The organism is Streptomyces sp. NPDC058674 (genome assembly GCF_042716505.1).
Lineage (GTDB): Bacteria > Actinomycetota > Actinomycetes > Streptomycetales > Streptomycetaceae > Streptomyces.
Genome location: NZ_JBHXSC010000013.1, coordinates 1 through 15,400, shown reverse-complemented (window position 1 = coordinate 15,400; position 15,400 = coordinate 1). Strand labels below are relative to the sequence as shown.

Here is a 15,400-nt window from a genome sequence, read left to right as displayed (position 1 = left end):
CGCCACTGGTGCCGTTCGTACCCTCGGGCTGCACCGTTTCGTCCTCTCCCGCGCGTCGAGCGTCCCGTCGTATGCCCCCGAGCCTTCCCCGAGCGGCTCGAGGAGCGGGGCATGTTTACTCAACTTGAACGCTCTGATGACGAATTCGGCGTGTTTCCTGTCCGGTCCGGATGGGTTTCGTGCCGTTCCGGGCGGGCGGGCCGCCGCTCGGCCTCCTCAGGCGCCGAGGTCGTACCCGTATCCCTCAAGGCCCTTCCGCAGGGCTCGGAGGGCGTAGTGCGTGCGGGACTTGACGGTCCCGGCCGGGATGCCCAGCTCCGCGGCGGCCTCGGCGACCGAGCGGTCGCGGAAGTAGACCTGCACCAGCACCTCGCGGTGCTCCGGCCCGAGGGAGCCCACCGCCCGGCGGACGTCGATCGCCGTGACCGAGCCGGTGACGGCGTCCTCGGGCGCGGGAGCCTGCTCCAGCCCCTCGGCGTCCACCTCCTGCGGCCGTGACAGCCGGGCCCGGCGGGCGTCGATCGCGAGCCGCCGGGCCACCGTGAACAGCCACGGACGCATCGACTCGTGGCCGCTCGCGAGCGCCTCCGGGTGCTGCCAGACCCGTACCAGGGTCTCCTGTACGAGGTCCTCGGCCCGCTGGGCGTCCCCGGCGGTGAGCCCGAGGAGGAATCCGAACAGGGCCCGGCCGTGATCGAGCTGGAGCCCGGCCAGCGCTCGGGGGTCCGTGCGCCGGAGGGCGGGGGAGAGCGGCATGTGGGGCTCCTTCCGGGACGGGCGGGGCGTGGGACGGGCGGGGGCGGCGGCCGCGGGGAGCCGACGCGTCCACCCTGACCTGCACCGGGTCGCCCCGGAACCGTCCGGTCCCGGTGGTGCGCCCAAGCACCCGCGTGATCCGGTGGGCGGCCGCGCCGGGCGGTGAACGGTCGAACGGCGCGGCGAACGGCACCGGGTGGTCCGCGGCTGCCGCGGGGGTGGGAGCGGCCCGCGGGGTGGGAGGGGTGCGTTGGGGTGGGAGGGGTCCGTCGGGGTGGGGGCGGCCCGCCGGAGGGGGAGGGGCTGCCATCGGAGTGAGCGGGGGCGGGCGGCCGGTTCTGCTCCCTTGACGTGCGGCATCTCTTTCTATGGATTGCAGATCTTCGGATAGTCGTACGTAAGAAGGTCGGTCAGATGAACACACCCACCCGGAAGGCCGTCACCCTTCTGTCGGCCCTCGCCGTTTCGGCCCTCGTCCTGTCGGCGGCCGCCGGCTGCTCCGCCGCCGGGAGGTCCTCGCCGGCCCGCCTCGCGGAGTCCTCCGGACCGTCGTCCTCCCGTGCGGCCGGGCCGCCGGCCGCACGGGGGTTCACCCTCGTCGCGACCGGCGACGTCCTGCCGCACACCTCGGTCATCCGGCAGGCCGCGAACGACGCGGACGGCGGGGGTCACGACTTCAGACCGATGTTCTCCCAGGTCAAGCCGCTGGTGTCGGCAGCCGATCTGGCCCTGTGCCATATGGAGACCATCTACGGCGAGGACGACGGGCCGTTCAGCGGCTACCCGGCCTTCGTCTCCCCGCCGACGGTCGCCGACGCGCTCAAGGACGCGGGCTACGACGGCTGCTCCACGGCCTCGAACCACACCCTGGACGACGGGGCCGACGGCCTGCGCCGCACCCTGGACCGGTTCGACAAGGTCGGGCTGAAGCACGCGGGCTCCGCCCGCACGGCGGCCGAGGCGGCCACGGCGACGACGTACACGGCGGGCACCGCCGAGGTCGCGCACCTCGCGTACACCTACGACACCAACGGCTACCCGATGCCCGAGGGCCGGCCGTGGGCGGTCAACCTGATGGAACAGGACAAGATCGTCGCGGACGCGCGGGCCGCCCGCAGGGCCGGCGCGGACGTGGTCCTGGTCAGCCTGCACTGGGGCACCGAGTGGCAGACCGAGCCGGACGGGCGGCAGCTCGCGCTCGGCCGGGCGCTGACGGCCTCGCAGACCGGCGGCCGCCCGGACATCGACATGATCCTGGGCACGCACGCGCACATCCCGCAGGCCTACGAGAAGGTCAACGGGACCTGGATCGTCTACGGCATGGGCGACCAGGTCGCCGGAGAGATGTTCAACCACTCCGGCGCCCGCGACATGCGCGGCAACTACGGCTCGCTCGGCCGCTTCACCTTCGCCCCGCCGGCCGCGGCCGGACAGCGCTGGCGGGTGACGGGGGCGGAGTTCGTGCCGTACATGATGGACCTCGCCTCGGGCAAGGTCGTCAACCTCCCCAGGAGCCTGGCCCAGGAACCCGGCCGCGGCGACTACGAGAGCGCGCAGGACGCCGTCACGGAGGCCGTGCTCAGCCGCGGCGCTGCCAAGGACGGCCTGAAGGCGGCCAGGTAGCCGCCGCCCGCACCGGCCGCTACGGGACGACGGTCACGGCGGGCGTCCCGCCGTGACCAGGGGCCGTTACGGCGGGCCGGGGACCACCGCGCTCACCGCGCGGACCGGCGCCGCCCTCCCTACAGTGCGAACCATGAGTGCCACCCTGGAGGAGACGCACGGGACCCGGAACCGCTTCCTGAACCGGGTGCCCGACGCATTCGGCGCGTTCTTCGGCACGCTGGGCCTGCTGTGCGCCCTGCTCGCGCTCTCCCCGACGCTCAGGCGGCTGCTGCGGCCCGTCGTGCACTTCCTCGACCTGATCGTCGTACCGGTCAGCGCCAACCTGGCGTACGCGGTCTTCCTCTTCCTGCTGGCCGCGGCCCTGGGCACCCGCAAGAAGGTCGCCTGGTGGATCGTCGTCACCTACCTGGCCCTGCTCATCCTCGTCGACGTACTGACCATGGCCGACGGGGAGTACGGGGTCGGGGTCCCCTCCATGGCCGTCGCCGTCGCCGCCCTCGCGGTCCTGATCGCCGCCCGCAACGAGTTCTACGCGGCCTCGCGGCCCGGCGCCCTGTGGCGGGCCATGATCGTGCTCGGAATCGGCCTGCTCGCCGCGGTGCTCGCCGGATGGGGCCTCGTGGCCCTCTTCCCCGGCACCCTGCCCCGGGGCCAGTGGCTGGACTGGGCCGCCAAGCAGGTCTTCGGCGGCCTCTTCTCCGCCCGCCAGTTCGACGGGCGGCCGCCCCGCCCGCTGTACTTCCTGCTCGGCCTCTTCGGCGCCGTCGCCCTGCTGAACGCCGCCGCCGCCCTCTTCCGCTCCCAGCGCCTCACGGCCGCCCTGCACGGGGACGAGGAGCCCCGCATCCGCGCCCTCCTCGGCGCCTACGGCCGCAACGACTCCCTCGGCTACTTCGCGACCCGGCGCGACAAGGCCGTCGTCTTCGCCCCGAGCGGCAAGGCCGCCGTCACCTACCGCGTCGAGGCCGGGGTCTGCCTCGCCAGCGGCGACCCGGTGGGCGACCCCGCGGCCTGGACCCCCGCCATCGACGCCTGGCTCACCGTGGCACGCCGCCACGGCTGGCAGCCGGCCGTCATGGGCGCCTCCGAGGACGGCGCGACCGCGTACGCCCGCTCCGGGCTCGGCGCCCTCCAGCTCGGCGACGAGGCCATCCTGCACGTCGCCCGGTTCGACCTCGACGGCCGCGACATGCGCGTCACCCGCCAGGCCGTCAACCGGGTCCGGCGCACCGGCGCCACCACCGTCATCCGCCGGCACTCGGCCCTCTCCGAGGACGAGATGCAGATGATCGTGGACCGCGCCGACACCTGGCGCGACACCGAGACCGAGCGCGGCTTCTCCATGGCCCTGGACCGGCTCGGCGACGCCGCCGACGGGGACTGCCTGCTGGTGGAGGCCTTCGACGGCACGGGGGAGCTGATCGCCCTGCTGTCCTTCGTCCCCTGGGGCAGGGACGGCATCTCCCTGGACCTGATGCGCCGCGACCGCAGCGCCCCCAACGGGGTCATGGAGTTCATGGTCGCCCAGCTGTGCGCCGCCGCCCCGGCCCTGGGCGTCCGCCGGATCTCCCTCAACTTCGCCGTCTTCCGCTCCGCCTTCGAGGAGGGCGGCCGGATCGGCGCCGGCCCCGTCCTCAGGCTGTGGCGCAGACTGCTGCTGTTCTTCTCCCGCTGGTGGCAGCTGGAGGCGCTGTACCGTTCGAACGTCAAGTACGGCCCCGAGTGGTACCCGCGCTTCCTCTGCTACCAGGACGCCGGCTCCCTCGCCCGGGTCAGCCTCGCCTCCGGCATCGCCGAGGGCTTCGTCTCCGTACCGAGCCTGCGCACCCTGTGGGGCAACGGGCACCCCCGGGGCCTCACCAACCCCGCCAACACCGAGGGCCTCCCCTCCATCGCCTCCATGGACCTGGACGCCGCGGGCGGGGGCGGTGCGGCCGCGCCCGCCGAGCGGCTGCCCGAGCAGGTACGCGTGCGCCACGAGAAACTGGAGCGCATCCGGGCCGCCGGGACCGACCCCTACCCGGTCGGCATCCGGCAGCGCACCCACACCGCCGCCGAGCTCAAGGCCCTCCACCCCGGCCGTCCGCCCGGCACCCGCACCGGGGAACAGGCCACCCTCGCCGGCCGCGTGATGCTCGTACGGGACCTCGGAGGCGTGGTCTTCGCCGTCCTGCGCGACTGGTCCGGCGACGTCCAGCTGATGTTCACCCGCGACGAGGCCGGCCCGGAGGTGCTGGACTCCTTCACCTCCCAGGTCGACTTCGGCGACCACGTCGTCGCCACCGGCGGGGTGGGCACCAGTGAGAGCGGCGAGCTGTCCCTCGTCGTCGGCTCCTGGCAGCTCACCGGCAAGTGCCTGCGGCCCCTCCCCGACAAGCGCAAGGGCCTCGCCGATCCCGAGGCCCGGGTCCGGCGCCGCTACCTCGACCTCGTCGCCAGCCCCGAGGCGCGCGACGTCGTACGGGCCCGCTCCACCGCGGTGCAGGCCCTGCGGCAGGGGCTGCTGGAGCGCGGCTACCTGGAGGTCGAGACCCCGATGCTCCAGCAGATCCACGGCGGGGCCAACGCCCGGCCCTTCCGCACCCACATCAACGCCTACGACCTCGACCTGTACCTGCGCATCGCCCCCGAGCTGTACCTCAAGCGGCTCTGCGTCGGCGGCATGGAGAAGGTCTTCGAGATGGGCCGCACCTTCCGCAACGAAGGGGTCTCCTACAAGCACAACCCGGAGTTCACGATGCTGGAGGCCTACCAGGCCTTCGCCGACTACGACGTCATGCTCGACCTCACCCGTGAGCTGATCCAGGGCGCGGCCACGGCGGCCTTCGGCTCGCCCGTCGCCCACAAGGCGGGCCCCGACGGGAAACTCGTCGTCCACGACATCTCGGGGACCTGGCCGGTGAAGACGATGTACGGGGCCATCAGCGAGGCCCTCGGCGAGGAGGTCGACGCCGACACCGGGGAGCACGTCCTGCGCCGGCTGTGCGACCGCGCCAAGGTGCCGCACGCCCCCGAGGACACCCGCGGCGACGTGGTGCTGGAGATGTACGAGCGGCTGGTGGAGGAGCGGACGAAGCTGCCGACCTTCTACAAGGACTTCCCGACCGACGTCTCCCCGCTCACCCGCCAGCACCGCAGGGACCCGCGGCTCGCCGAGCGCTGGGACCTGGTCGCCTTCGGCACCGAACTGGGCACCGCCTATTCGGAGCTGACCGACCCGGTCGAACAGCGGGGCCGGCTGACCGCCCAGTCACTGCTGGCGGCGGGCGGCGACCCGGAGGCGATGGAGCTCGACAACGACTTCCTCGACGCCCTGGAGTACGCGATGCCGCCGACGGGTGGCCTCGGCATCGGAGTGGACCGCCTCGTCATGTTCCTCACGGGACTGACGATCCGCGAGACGCTGCCGTTCCCGCTGGTGCGGCGCGGCTGAGGGGTGGGGCGGGCCGGCCGCCCCCGGCCGGCCCGCCGCCCCCGGCGCGCGCCCGCTGGTCCGTGCGGGTGAGGGGACGGGGGGGCGTCCGCGCCTCTCGACATCTGCGCCGGTGTCGTTGATACGTAGTAATAATGAAAAATGACGAGCCGACAGTAGGGCGACGCGTGCTCCTGCGCACCGCCGTCTTCCTCGGAGTCGCGGCCGCCGCCGGACTGGTCACGACCGGCGGCGAGGGGCTGCCGGGGCCCCCGCCGGGCACCGGCGAGGGCCCCGGCCCCGAGGCCGGACCGGGGCCCCGGGCAGCCGCCGGAGCGCCCGGCACGCTCCCCCGCGCGGCGGCCGATACGTCGTACCGGCTGAGCCCGATGACCGCCGAGGCCCCCGCCCGGCCGCCCGCCGTGAAACCCGCCGTACGGACCCGCCCCATCGAAGGACTCCCGGCCGACCCCAGCACCGCCGGCGCCATGGCCCTCACCTTCGACGACGGCCCCGACCCCCGCTACACCCCGGGCATCCTGGACTGCCTCGCCCGCCACGGCGTCCGCGCCGTGTTCTTCGTCTGCGGGGAGATGGCCGCCGAGAACCGGGACCTGCTGCGCCGGATGGTCGCGGAGGGGCACGTCATCGGCAACCACACGTGGACCCACCCCCTCATCCCGAAGCTCAGCCGACCCGCCCTGCTGTCCGAGATCGGCCGCACGAGCGAGGTCGTACGGCAGGCCGTGGGGGAGGCTCCGCTGTGGTTCCGGGCACCGTACGGGGCGTGGAACCGGGCCGCCTTCGAGATCGGAGCCGAGCTGGGCATGGAGCCGCTCGCCTGGACGGTGGACAGCCTGGACTGGACCGAGCCGGGCACCACCGCCATCGTCTCGCGCGTCCTGAAGGGCGCCGCGCCCGGCGTGATCGTCCTCTCGCACGACGCCGGCGGCGACCGCTCGCAGAGCGTCCGCGCCGTCAACGCGTACCTGCCCCAACTGCTCGCGCGGGGCTACCGGATGACCCTCCCGACCCTGCCCGCACCGCAGCCCCGCTGACGAGCGGCCTCCCCGGCGGGGCTGCGGCGCGGGGCCCCCTCAGCGGGCCTCGACCATCCGCGCGAAGACCACCACGTTGCCGTCGTAGCCGCCCGACTTCGAGTAGCCGCCGCCGCACGTGATCACCCGGAGTTCCGGGTGCCCGGTGTCTCCGTACACCCGGGCTCCGGGGAAGGCGTCCTTGGAGAACACCTCCACGCCGTAGACCTCGAACACCGCGGTGCGCCCGTCGTAGCGCTCCACCTCGATCTGGTTGCCCGGCTTGACCGAGCCCAGGCCGTAGAAGACGGCCGGGCCCTGTGCGTTGTCCACGTGGCCCACGATCACCGCGGATCCGCGCTGGCCCGGCGAGATGCCGTTGAGGTACCAGCCGGCGAGATTGCGTTCCTGCGGCGGCGGAGCGTCGATCCAGCCCTCCGCGTCCAGCCCGACCGTCATCACCGGGGCGTCCACGTTGATCGTGGGGATGCGTACGCGCTGCACCGAGGAGTGCTCCAGCACCTCCATGTCCGCCGGCGGCGCCGGCGGGTTCGCCGGCAGCTGGTCGGCCCGCACCGCGACGGCCGAGGCCGCGGTGGGCTGGGGCGGCCCGTCCTCGACGTCCACACCGTTACGCACCATGGCGAGGCCGCTGAGCATGACCAGGGCGAGCACGCCCCACGGTGAGCGTTTGCGTGACTGCCCGGTCTCGTCCTCGCCCATCGTTCTCCCTTCCCGACGCGGGGGTCCCGACCCGCGTTCGCCGTTCCCACCCCCGTACGCCCTGCTTCACGCACGCTAAGGCTGTGTCGGCGGGACGGCGAGGGGGGAGGGGCGAACGGGTGGCGCACGGCGCAAGGGGCCGGAAGGGGTGCGCCCATCCAGGTAATCGTCACATAAACGCCTGACGGGTCGTGACCTGCGGGTCCGTCAGTTCCGGCGCTCGTTCTTCGGCGTGTCGCTCAACCGGGCGGCCCAAAGGCGGAAATGCGGCGGTTGCGGACCGCACCGAGGGTTCGTCGTGGGAGGCGTTCTCGTCGATCATCCGGGGCCGACGCTCCGGGGCGCTTCCCGCTGGAGGTTCCACCATGCGTGCTTTCCGCGCTCTCACCGTGACGGCGGCGGCCTGCGCCGTCGTCGCCCTCAGTGCCCCGTTCGCCTCCGCCAACCCCCCTCAGGGCGGGGGCGGAGGTCCGAGCAACATCTCCGTCAACCCGTACTCCGTGCACCAGGGATCCACGATGCAGGTGAGCGCGTCGGGCTGCGGGCACGGCGGTACCGTCACCTCGCACGGCAACTTTCCGCCGGCCAACCTGTCCGCGGGCTCGATCGGCTTCGCCACCGTGCGGATCTTCAACCACGCTTCTCCGGGCCACCACACGCTGTCGGTCAAGTGCAATGACAGCAGCCTGGTGGCGACGCACCGCTTCACCATCCTCCGGGGCAATCCCTCCCAGGGCGGAATCGGCGGTTCCTTCGGCCCGTCCACCGCCGAGACCGCCATCGGTGCGGGCCTGGTCGGCGCGGCGGCCCTGGGCGCGGGCGTTCACGTGATGCGCCGTCGGCGCCCCATCGGCGGACGGGCCTGACGGGCCGACCTCCCCGGTCGGACCCGGGGGCGCGGGCGGGGCTCAGTGGCTCCGGCCGCCGTACCTGCGGCGGAGCGCGTACACGCTGCCGCCCGCGGCGGCGAGGAAGAGCCCGGCGCCCGCGCCGAGCTCCAGCGGATCCAGCCCGGCGACGCTGCCACCGAGCCCGCCGCGCACCCCGAGGGCGGAGTCGGGGGCGGTGGTGCCGGGGCGGGGGCCGGTGGTGGCCACGGGCGGGGGAACAGGCGGGGGAACAGGCGGGGGAACGGGCGCGGCGGTCCTCGTGGCACCGGTCGTGGAACTGGTGGTGGGCCGGGTCGTACCGCCCGTGATGGTCAGGTCGGCCGAGCCGTTCTCCCCGTTGCAGGTGAAGGAGACGGAGTACTGGGCTCCGCGCCGGGCGTCCCTGTCCACCGTGACCAGCGCGGTCCTGCCGCGCGCGATGCTCACGGTGTCGAAGACCCCGGAGGAGGCGGTGGCGAAGGCGGCGTTGCAGCCGGTGACCGCGAGCACGACCTGGCCGCCGGGGGCGACCGTGGAGGGGGTGAGGGTGAAACCGAACGACGTGATGGGGGCCGCCTCTGCCGCGTTCGCAGTGGGCGCGCCGAGGATGCCGAGCGCGAGTACGGCGCCCGTGGCGCCGGCGGTCAGCAGGGCTGTGGCGGAGGTACGTATCGCACCCATGGTTGATTCTCCGGATCCCCGAGGAGCAGCCGCGGAACGGATTTCCGCACGTGGGGGGTCGTGCGCCTCGATGCCCGCCACGCTAGGCGCGGGCGGGGTGACCCGCGATCAGGAACGGGCGAATGGGGCATGCCGATAGGCCGAACCGGGGACGGGAGGCCCGTACCCGGTTTGCGGACGCCGGCGTCGGCCGCGACCCCCGGCCCGACGTCGGCGTCGGGCCGCGGGCCGGCCGTTCAGGGGTCAGCCCTTCAGGTCCAGGTGCGGGAACTGGGCGAGGAACGGTTCCGCGGTGGCCGCGATGCCCCGGCCGAACGGGGCGTCGAAGTCCCAGATCAGGAACAGCAGGAACGCGATCAGCGCACTGAACAGCCCGGCGAGCAGTAGCTCCCGAAAGGAGCGCCGGATCTGCAGGGTGAAGATCAGACCCACCGTCACCAGGGCGCCGGCGATCAGCCCGAACCACACCACGCCGGGCATCGTGGCCCCGGCGCTCTGGCCGCGGGCGTTGCGCGCGTCGTCGGCGACCGCGACCTGGTCCACCAGCGGCTGGTACGCCTGACCCTCATGGTCGGTCTGCGGCTCGTAGTCGGTGACGTCCCGGCGGATGCGGTCCAGCAGTTCCCGTCCGCGGTCCGTGAGCGCGCCGGTGTCGGCCATCTCCCTCCACTCCGTGTCCACCACGTACGTCACGTACGCGTCGACGTCGGACCGGATCCTCTTGCGCACCTCGGCCGGGTAGACCTCGGAGCGGACGCTGATCTCGTGCAGGGCCTGCGCCTCCTGGCGCACATACTCCTGGGCGGCCCCCCGGCCCTCCCAGACACCTGCGATCGCCAGGCCCAGCACGATCGCGTAGATCACCCCGATCATCATCGTCATGTACTCGATGACATCGGGGGTCTCGTTCGGATCGTCGTCCTCGCCGATCCTGCGGTGGTTGAAGAAGGCGATGGACAGCACCACGGCACACGCGGCGGCCATCGCGAGGGACAGGACGAGCCATTCCGACAAGATGACTCCCAATCGGTTACAGGTGGGGCTCCTGGGCTACCTGGGGCGCAGCGCGACGATCGCGAGCACCGCGGGAGCCGCGGTCAGCAGGGTGAAGGTCACCGGCGAGATGTGGTGCTCGACCGGTTTGCGGGAGGGGGTGCGGTACGTCGGACGGGCCACCGCCACCGCCCGCTCCGGCGGCGGGGTCACCGCGGGAGCCGGTGGCGCAGGGGCGGGAGCCGGTGGCGGAGGGGCGGGAGCCCTGGTCGCCCGGGGCGGAGCGGGGGCCGGTTGCGGCACCACCGGCTTCGGAACCGGCTTCGGCACCGGTTCGGGGGCGGGCCGGGGCGGGGGAGCCGGCGGCGGGGTGGGCCTCGGGGGCGGCGTGGGTTCGGGCGGAGGGGTCGGTGAGGGGGGTGGCGTGGGCTCGGGGGTGGGCGTCGGCGTCGGTGTCGGCTTCGGCGGGCAGGGCGGAGGCGGCGGAGGCGGGGGCGGGGGCGGACAGTGGTGGCCCCCGTGGTGACCTCCGCCGTGGTGACCGCCGTGGTGACCACCGTGGTGGTCTCCGCCGTGACCGCCGCCGTGACCGCCGCCGTGGTGGCCTCCGTGATGTCCGCCACCCGGACCGCCGCCGCGGACGCCGCCGAGGGCCGCCGCGACCACGGCGGCGGCGTGCGTGCCGTCGCCGGAATCGGTCGTCGCGTAGGCGCTGCTATCAGCCACGGCCGGTGTGACGGCCAGGGCCGCCCACAGCAGGACCGGGACCGCCAGCAGGCGCCTGGCACAGGCTCTGTTCACCCGGGGAGCATGGGCCCGCGTGCGCCCGCGCACGCGAGGATTCAACCCGGTTCGCCTGAACGGGTGGAGTGTCGAGCATAGAGGTTTGAGCCAGTTCTCGATCGGCTGCACGGCTGGTCCGATCGATCACCGATCAATTCCCAAAAGGTATTTGTCGGTATCGGTCATTGCCGCCTGGGGGGCGGGCCTGCGCCTTTGGTGTGTGACGAAGAACGGATCGCCAATTTCCGCTTTTGCTCGCCCTGTTGGGCAATGATCAGTACATTCGGCTTCGGACAGGAGTCCGACTCGGACGGACCGCCGCAGGAACAAGGCTTGGAGACCCCGATGGAGCGCCCCGCCTGGGCCCCGCCAGGCATCGACATTTCGGTGCCGAGCGTGTCCCGCATCTACGATTACTACCTGGGCGGCTCCCACAATTTCGAGGTCGACCGAGAGACGGCCCGCCGGGCCATGGAATTCATGCCGGGCCTGCCCAAGATCATGCAGGCCAACCGGGCATTCATGCGCCGGGCCGTCCGCCACGCGGTCGACCAGGGGATCACCCAGTTCCTCGACATCGGCTCCGGCATCCCCACCTTCGGCAATGTCCACGAGATCGCCCAGGCCGCCAGTCCCGGGGCCCGCGTCGTCTACGTGGACCACGATCCGGTGGCCGTGGCGCACAGCCAGGCCGTCCTCGCCGGGGACGAGCACAGCGGGATCGTCGCCGCCGACCTGCGCAAGCCGCAGGACATCCTGGATGCTCCCGAGGTGACCCGGCTGCTGGACCTCGACCGGCCGGTCGCCCTCCTGCTCGTCGCCGTCCTGCACTTCCTGGAGGAGGACGACGAGCCGTACGCCGCTGTCGCCGCGCTGCGCGACGCACTGGCCCCGGGCAGTCTGCTGATCCTCACCCACGCCTCCTACGAGGGCATCCCGCTCACGGAGGAGGTCGCGGGCGGAACCGTGGGCGTCTACCGCGACATCCGCAACCCCCTCGTGATGCGCAGCGGAGAGCAGATCCGAGGCTTCTTCGACGGCTTCGAGCTGCTGGAGCCCGGTCTGGTCTCGATGCCCGACTGGCGTCCCGAGGCCCCTGCGGGCCCGCAGGACGCGGAGGCGGAGGAGGACCCGTACGCCTTCTCGGGCTTCGGCGGCGTGGGACGCAAGGCGTGAGACTCCCGGCACAGACGGCCGGCACGCCGACCGCCGACGCGGCACCGTCGGGAGACCGGGCCCCAGCGGCCGCGGCCTCCCCGCAGGGCGGGCTGGAGGACCGGATCGCCCGCTTCGCCACCATCTGGGGCCGGGCGATCTTCCCGGTCACGGCGACCTCGCTGACCCGGCCCGAGTTCGAACGGCACCTCGTGCCGCTCACCCGGACGCTGACCGAAGCCCTGCACGCGCGCCCCTTCGACGCCGCCGTCGCCCAGCGCGTGGGGGCGGAACTCGTCGCGGTGCACTGCACGGACCCCGAGGCCCTGGCGGGGACCCTCGGCGTGGTCGAGTCGTACCTGGTCCTCTACTGCGGCTCGCAGGGCACCGAGCGCCTCGACGGCTCCGGCGTGGACGCCACCGAGGAGTACCGGTCGCGCTGCGCCCGGCTCCAGCACGGGATCGCGGCGGGCTTCGCCCGAGCCCTGCGCGAGCGCACCCTCAAGGAGCAGGAGGCCATCGCCCGCTCCGCGCTGACCGCCCGCATCGACGCCCAGCAGGCCCTGCACGCGAGCGAGGCGCGCTTCCGCGCGGTCTTCGAGGGAGCGGCCGTCGGCATCGGCATCGCCGACCTCGAGGGCAACGTCCTGGAGGCCAACGACGCGCTGCTGCAGATGTTCGGCGGCCTGGAGGGCCACGTCCGGGGCCGCAAGGTCAGCGAGTGGGGCCACCCGGACGACACCCCGCACGTCTGGCGGATGTACGGCGAACTGGTGCGCGGCGAGCGCGAGAGCTACCGCGTGGAGAAGCCGTACTACCGCCACGACGGCACCGTGCTCTGGACCAACCTCACGGTGTCGCTGCTGCGCGACGCCGACGGGGTGCCGCAGTACCAGCTGGCGCTGATGGAGGACACCACCGAGCGGCGGCTGCTCAATCTGCGCCTGCGCTACGAGGCCACCCACGACGCACTCACGGGCCTGCCCAACCGGACGCTGTTCTTCGAACGGCTGGAGAAGGCCCTCAGCGGGGCCGGCGGCAGCCGCTTCGGACTGTGCTACCTGGACCTCGACGGGTTCAAGGCGGTCAACGACAGCCTCGGCCACTCGGCGGGGGACCGGCTGCTGGTGGAGGTCGCCGACCGGCTGCAGAGCTGCGCGACCGGCCCCGGCGAGGTGGTCGCCCGGCTGGGCGGCGACGAGTTCGTCGCGCTGACCACCGGCTCCGACACGGAGGAGGAGGTCACCGACCTCGCGGTCCGCATCCTGTCCGCACTGTCCACGCCGATCCGCCTGGAGGGCCGGGAGCTCACGGTCCGGGGCAGCATCGGCATCGTCGAGGGACGCGCCAAGGAGCGCACCCCGGCGGAGGTGCTGCGCAGCGCGGACATCACCATGTACCGGGCCAAGGCCGCGGGCGGCAACCGCTTCGAATTCGCCGACGCGGAAGCCGATGCCCGGGCGATCACCCGGCACGGGCTGACCAACGCCCTGCCGGCGGCGCTGGAACGCGGCGAGTTCTTCATCGAGTACCAGCCCCTGGTCCACATGCACGACGGCAGCGTGCACGGGGCCGAGGCGCTGGTGCGCTGGTCGCACCCGCAGTACGGGGTGCTCGGCCCGGACCGCTTCATCCCGCTCGCCGAACGGACCGGGCTGATCGTCCCACTCGGCCGCTGGGTGCTGGAGGAGTCCGTCCGGCAGGCCCGCAACTGGCAGCGCCGGCGCGGCGGCGCCTCCCTGCGCATCAACGTCAACCTCTCCCCGACCCAGCTGCACCATCCGGGACTGGTCGCCGACACCATCGCGGTGCTGGAGAAGTCGGGCCTGGCACCGGGAGCCCTGTGCCTGGAGGTCACCGAGTCGGCCCTGATAGGTGCCGACGACCGGCTCCTCGAACCGTTGCGCCGGCTCGCCGCGCTGGGTGTGGACATCGCCCTCGACGACTTCGGCACGGGCTATTCGAACCTGGCCAATCTGCGACGGCTCCCCGTCAGCGTCCTGAAGCTCGACCGGTCCTTCACCCAGGGCATGCAGCACCATCCGGCCAACCCGGTCGACGTCAAGATCGTGGAGGGGATCGTCGCCCTGGCCCACAGCCTCGAACTGGCCGTCACCGTGGAGGGCGTGGAGACGGGCGCGCAGGCCGCCCAGCTCCGCGCCCTGGGCTGCGACACCGCGCAGGGCTGGTACTACGCCCGCCCGGGCTCCCCGGACCGCATCCATACCCTCTCCCTCTCGGACGCCGTGCCCACCCCTTCCTGACGAGGCCCCCGGCCCTTCCTGACGAAACCCCCGGCCCCGCGCTCCGCACCGGCCGGCCCCGCCCGCGGGGGCCGGCCGGTGCGGGGTGGCCGTCGGACGTACGGGTCAGTCCAGTCCCGCCTCCGTCCCGCGCCCGGGCTCGACCGGGTGCTGCCCATACGCACCGCCTGAGCCGCGCGGGTGGCCTGTCGCCGATCAGCCGATCAGCATCCGCTGGAGCTCGCGGGCCGCGCGCGGGGGAGCCACGTCCGTGCGGTGCGCGAGGGCGATCGTGCGGCGCAGGGGGGAGCCGACGAGCGGTGTCGTCCTCAGGCCCGGAGCCGCGCGGTGCGCCACCATCGCCGGGACCACCGCGACGCCGAGCCCGGCCCGGACGAAACCGAGCACCGCGTCCATCTCGCCGCCCTCCACGGTGAACACCGGCTCGAAGCCCTCCGCTCGACAGGCCGTCACTGTCAGCTCCCGCAGTTCGTAGCCGTGGCGGAACATCACCATCGGCTCGTCCCGCAGCCCCGCGATGGTCAGCTCGCCACCCCCGCCGGGCGCCGGCAGGTCCGTCGAGGAGACCACCACCAGATCCTCCGTCAGCAGCTCCACCGTCGTCAGTGCCGGGGCCGAGGGCGGCAGGGGCAGCGCGATCAGCGCCAGGTCCAGCGCTCCACGCGCCAGCTCCCGCACGAGGTCCAGAGAGCCGCTCTCCTCGATCAGCAGCTCGATCCCCGGATGCGCGGTGTGGAAGGCCAGGAGCACATCCGGCAGGAGGCCGGTGCACACGCTCGGGGTGGCGCCCAGCCGGACCCGGCCGCGCCGCAGCTGCGCCAGCTCCTGCACCTCCAGCCGGGCCGTGTCCGCGTCCGCGAGGATGCGCCGGGCCAACGGCAGCAGGGCCTCGCCGGCGTCGGTGAGCGCGATGTTGCCCCGCGCGCGACTGAAGAGCTCCGCACCGAGCTCCCTCTCGAGCGCCTTGATCTGCTGCGAGAGGGAGGGCTGGGCGACGTGCACGCGCTCCGCTGCCCGGGTGAAGTGCCGGGTCTCGGCGACGGCCACGAAGTACAGGAGCTGTTGGAACTGCATCACTCCATCTTACGCCGAGCAATAGGG

Annotated in this window: 12 protein-coding genes; 6 read left to right on the top strand and 6 right to left on the bottom strand. The window is 73.2% G+C overall.

The annotated features are described in order from the left end of the window. Positions 1–216: 216 nt before the first annotated feature. A complete protein-coding gene (locus ACFWU6_RS09675; protein ID WP_383804168.1) occupies positions 217–756 on the bottom strand; it encodes a sigma-70 family RNA polymerase sigma factor in 540 nt (179 codons plus the stop codon). A gap of 414 nt (positions 757–1,170) precedes the next feature. Here ACFWU6_RS09675 and ACFWU6_RS09670 point away from each other — a divergent pair, with 414 nt between their 5' ends. From ACFWU6_RS09670 to ACFWU6_RS09660, 3 genes are all read left to right on the top strand, one after another. Continuing rightward, the gene (locus ACFWU6_RS09670) at positions 1,171–2,379 is read left to right on the top strand and encodes a CapA family protein (RefSeq protein ID WP_383804166.1); all 1,209 of its coding nucleotides are present in this window, start codon (positions 1,171–1,173) and stop codon (positions 2,377–2,379) included. A 133-nt stretch (positions 2,380–2,512) separates the two neighbouring features. Next, on the top strand, positions 2,513–5,815 hold the full coding sequence (gene lysX, locus ACFWU6_RS09665) for a bifunctional lysylphosphatidylglycerol synthetase/lysine--tRNA ligase LysX (RefSeq protein WP_383979987.1): 3,303 nt from the start codon (positions 2,513–2,515) through the stop codon (positions 5,813–5,815). A 134-nt stretch (positions 5,816–5,949) separates the two neighbouring features. Further along, positions 5,950–6,852, top strand: coding sequence for a polysaccharide deacetylase family protein (locus ACFWU6_RS09660; protein WP_383979985.1), 903 nt, complete (start codon positions 5,950–5,952; stop codon positions 6,850–6,852). A 39-nt stretch (positions 6,853–6,891) separates the two neighbouring features. Here ACFWU6_RS09660 and ACFWU6_RS09655 read toward each other — a convergent pair whose 3' ends face one another. Next, positions 6,892–7,554 (bottom strand): class F sortase, encoded by a 663-nt coding sequence (locus ACFWU6_RS09655; RefSeq protein WP_383979979.1) that lies wholly within the window; start codon positions 7,552–7,554, stop codon positions 6,892–6,894. Between the two features lie 365 nt (positions 7,555–7,919). Between ACFWU6_RS09655 and ACFWU6_RS09650 the strand changes: the two genes are divergently transcribed. Further along, positions 7,920–8,420, top strand: a complete 501-nt coding sequence (locus tag ACFWU6_RS09650; RefSeq protein WP_383807401.1) for a hypothetical protein — start codon at positions 7,920–7,922, stop codon at positions 8,418–8,420. Positions 8,421–8,462: 42 nt separating this feature from the next. Here the strand turns inward: ACFWU6_RS09650 and ACFWU6_RS09645 are convergent, their stop codons facing one another. The 3 genes from ACFWU6_RS09645 to ACFWU6_RS09635 form a co-directional block, all read right to left on the bottom strand. Then, a complete protein-coding gene (locus ACFWU6_RS09645) occupies positions 8,463–9,104 on the bottom strand; it encodes a hypothetical protein (RefSeq protein WP_383979974.1) in 642 nt (213 codons plus the stop codon). Positions 9,105–9,347: 243 nt separating this feature from the next. Next, positions 9,348–10,118 (bottom strand): hypothetical protein, encoded by a 771-nt coding sequence (locus ACFWU6_RS09640; RefSeq protein WP_383807407.1) that lies wholly within the window; start codon positions 10,116–10,118, stop codon positions 9,348–9,350. Between the two features lie 36 nt (positions 10,119–10,154). Next, a complete protein-coding gene (locus ACFWU6_RS09635; RefSeq protein ID WP_383807410.1) occupies positions 10,155–10,310 on the bottom strand; it encodes a hypothetical protein in 156 nt (51 codons plus the stop codon). Positions 10,311–11,225: 915 nt separating this feature from the next. Here ACFWU6_RS09635 and ACFWU6_RS09630 point away from each other — a divergent pair. Both ACFWU6_RS09630 and ACFWU6_RS09625 read left to right on the top strand, forming a co-directional pair. Continuing rightward, positions 11,226–12,056 carry an SAM-dependent methyltransferase gene (locus ACFWU6_RS09630; protein ID WP_383980180.1) on the top strand — a complete coding sequence of 277 codons (831 nt, stop codon included), beginning with the start codon at positions 11,226–11,228 and terminating at the stop codon, positions 12,054–12,056. Then, complete coding sequence (locus ACFWU6_RS09625) at positions 12,053–14,299, top strand: putative bifunctional diguanylate cyclase/phosphodiesterase (protein ID WP_383807413.1); 2,247 nt, start codon at positions 12,053–12,055, stop codon at positions 14,297–14,299. Before ACFWU6_RS09630 ends, ACFWU6_RS09625 begins: the two co-directional genes overlap by 4 nt. A 195-nt stretch (positions 14,300–14,494) precedes the next feature. Here ACFWU6_RS09625 and ACFWU6_RS09620 read toward each other — a convergent pair whose 3' ends face one another. Further along, on the bottom strand, positions 14,495–15,373 hold the full coding sequence (locus ACFWU6_RS09620; protein ID WP_383979968.1) for a LysR family transcriptional regulator: 879 nt from the start codon (positions 15,371–15,373) through the stop codon (positions 14,495–14,497). Positions 15,374–15,400: the final 27 nt, after the last annotated feature.

Bases quoted from the DNA above. Each gene is read 5' to 3' on its own strand.
- ACFWU6_RS09675 (WP_383804168.1), bottom strand. From the start codon at position 756: ATGCCGCTCTCCCCCGCCCTCCGGCGCACGGACCCCCGAGCGCTGGCC.
- ACFWU6_RS09670 (WP_383804166.1), top strand. From the start codon at position 1,171: ATGAACACACCCACCCGGAAGGCCGTCACCCTTCTGTCGGCCCTCGCC.
- lysX (WP_383979987.1), top strand. From the start codon at position 2,513: ATGAGTGCCACCCTGGAGGAGACGCACGGGACCCGGAACCGCTTCCTG.
- ACFWU6_RS09660 (WP_383979985.1), top strand. From the start codon at position 5,950: ATGAAAAATGACGAGCCGACAGTAGGGCGACGCGTGCTCCTGCGCACC.
- ACFWU6_RS09655 (WP_383979979.1), bottom strand. From the start codon at position 7,554: ATGGGCGAGGACGAGACCGGGCAGTCACGCAAACGCTCACCGTGGGGC.
- ACFWU6_RS09650 (WP_383807401.1), top strand. From the start codon at position 7,920: ATGCGTGCTTTCCGCGCTCTCACCGTGACGGCGGCGGCCTGCGCCGTC.
- ACFWU6_RS09645 (WP_383979974.1), bottom strand. From the start codon at position 9,104: ATGGGTGCGATACGTACCTCCGCCACAGCCCTGCTGACCGCCGGCGCC.
- ACFWU6_RS09630 (WP_383980180.1), top strand. From the start codon at position 11,226: ATGGAGCGCCCCGCCTGGGCCCCGCCAGGCATCGACATTTCGGTGCCG.
- ACFWU6_RS09620 (WP_383979968.1), bottom strand. From the start codon at position 15,373: ATGCAGTTCCAACAGCTCCTGTACTTCGTGGCCGTCGCCGAGACCCGG.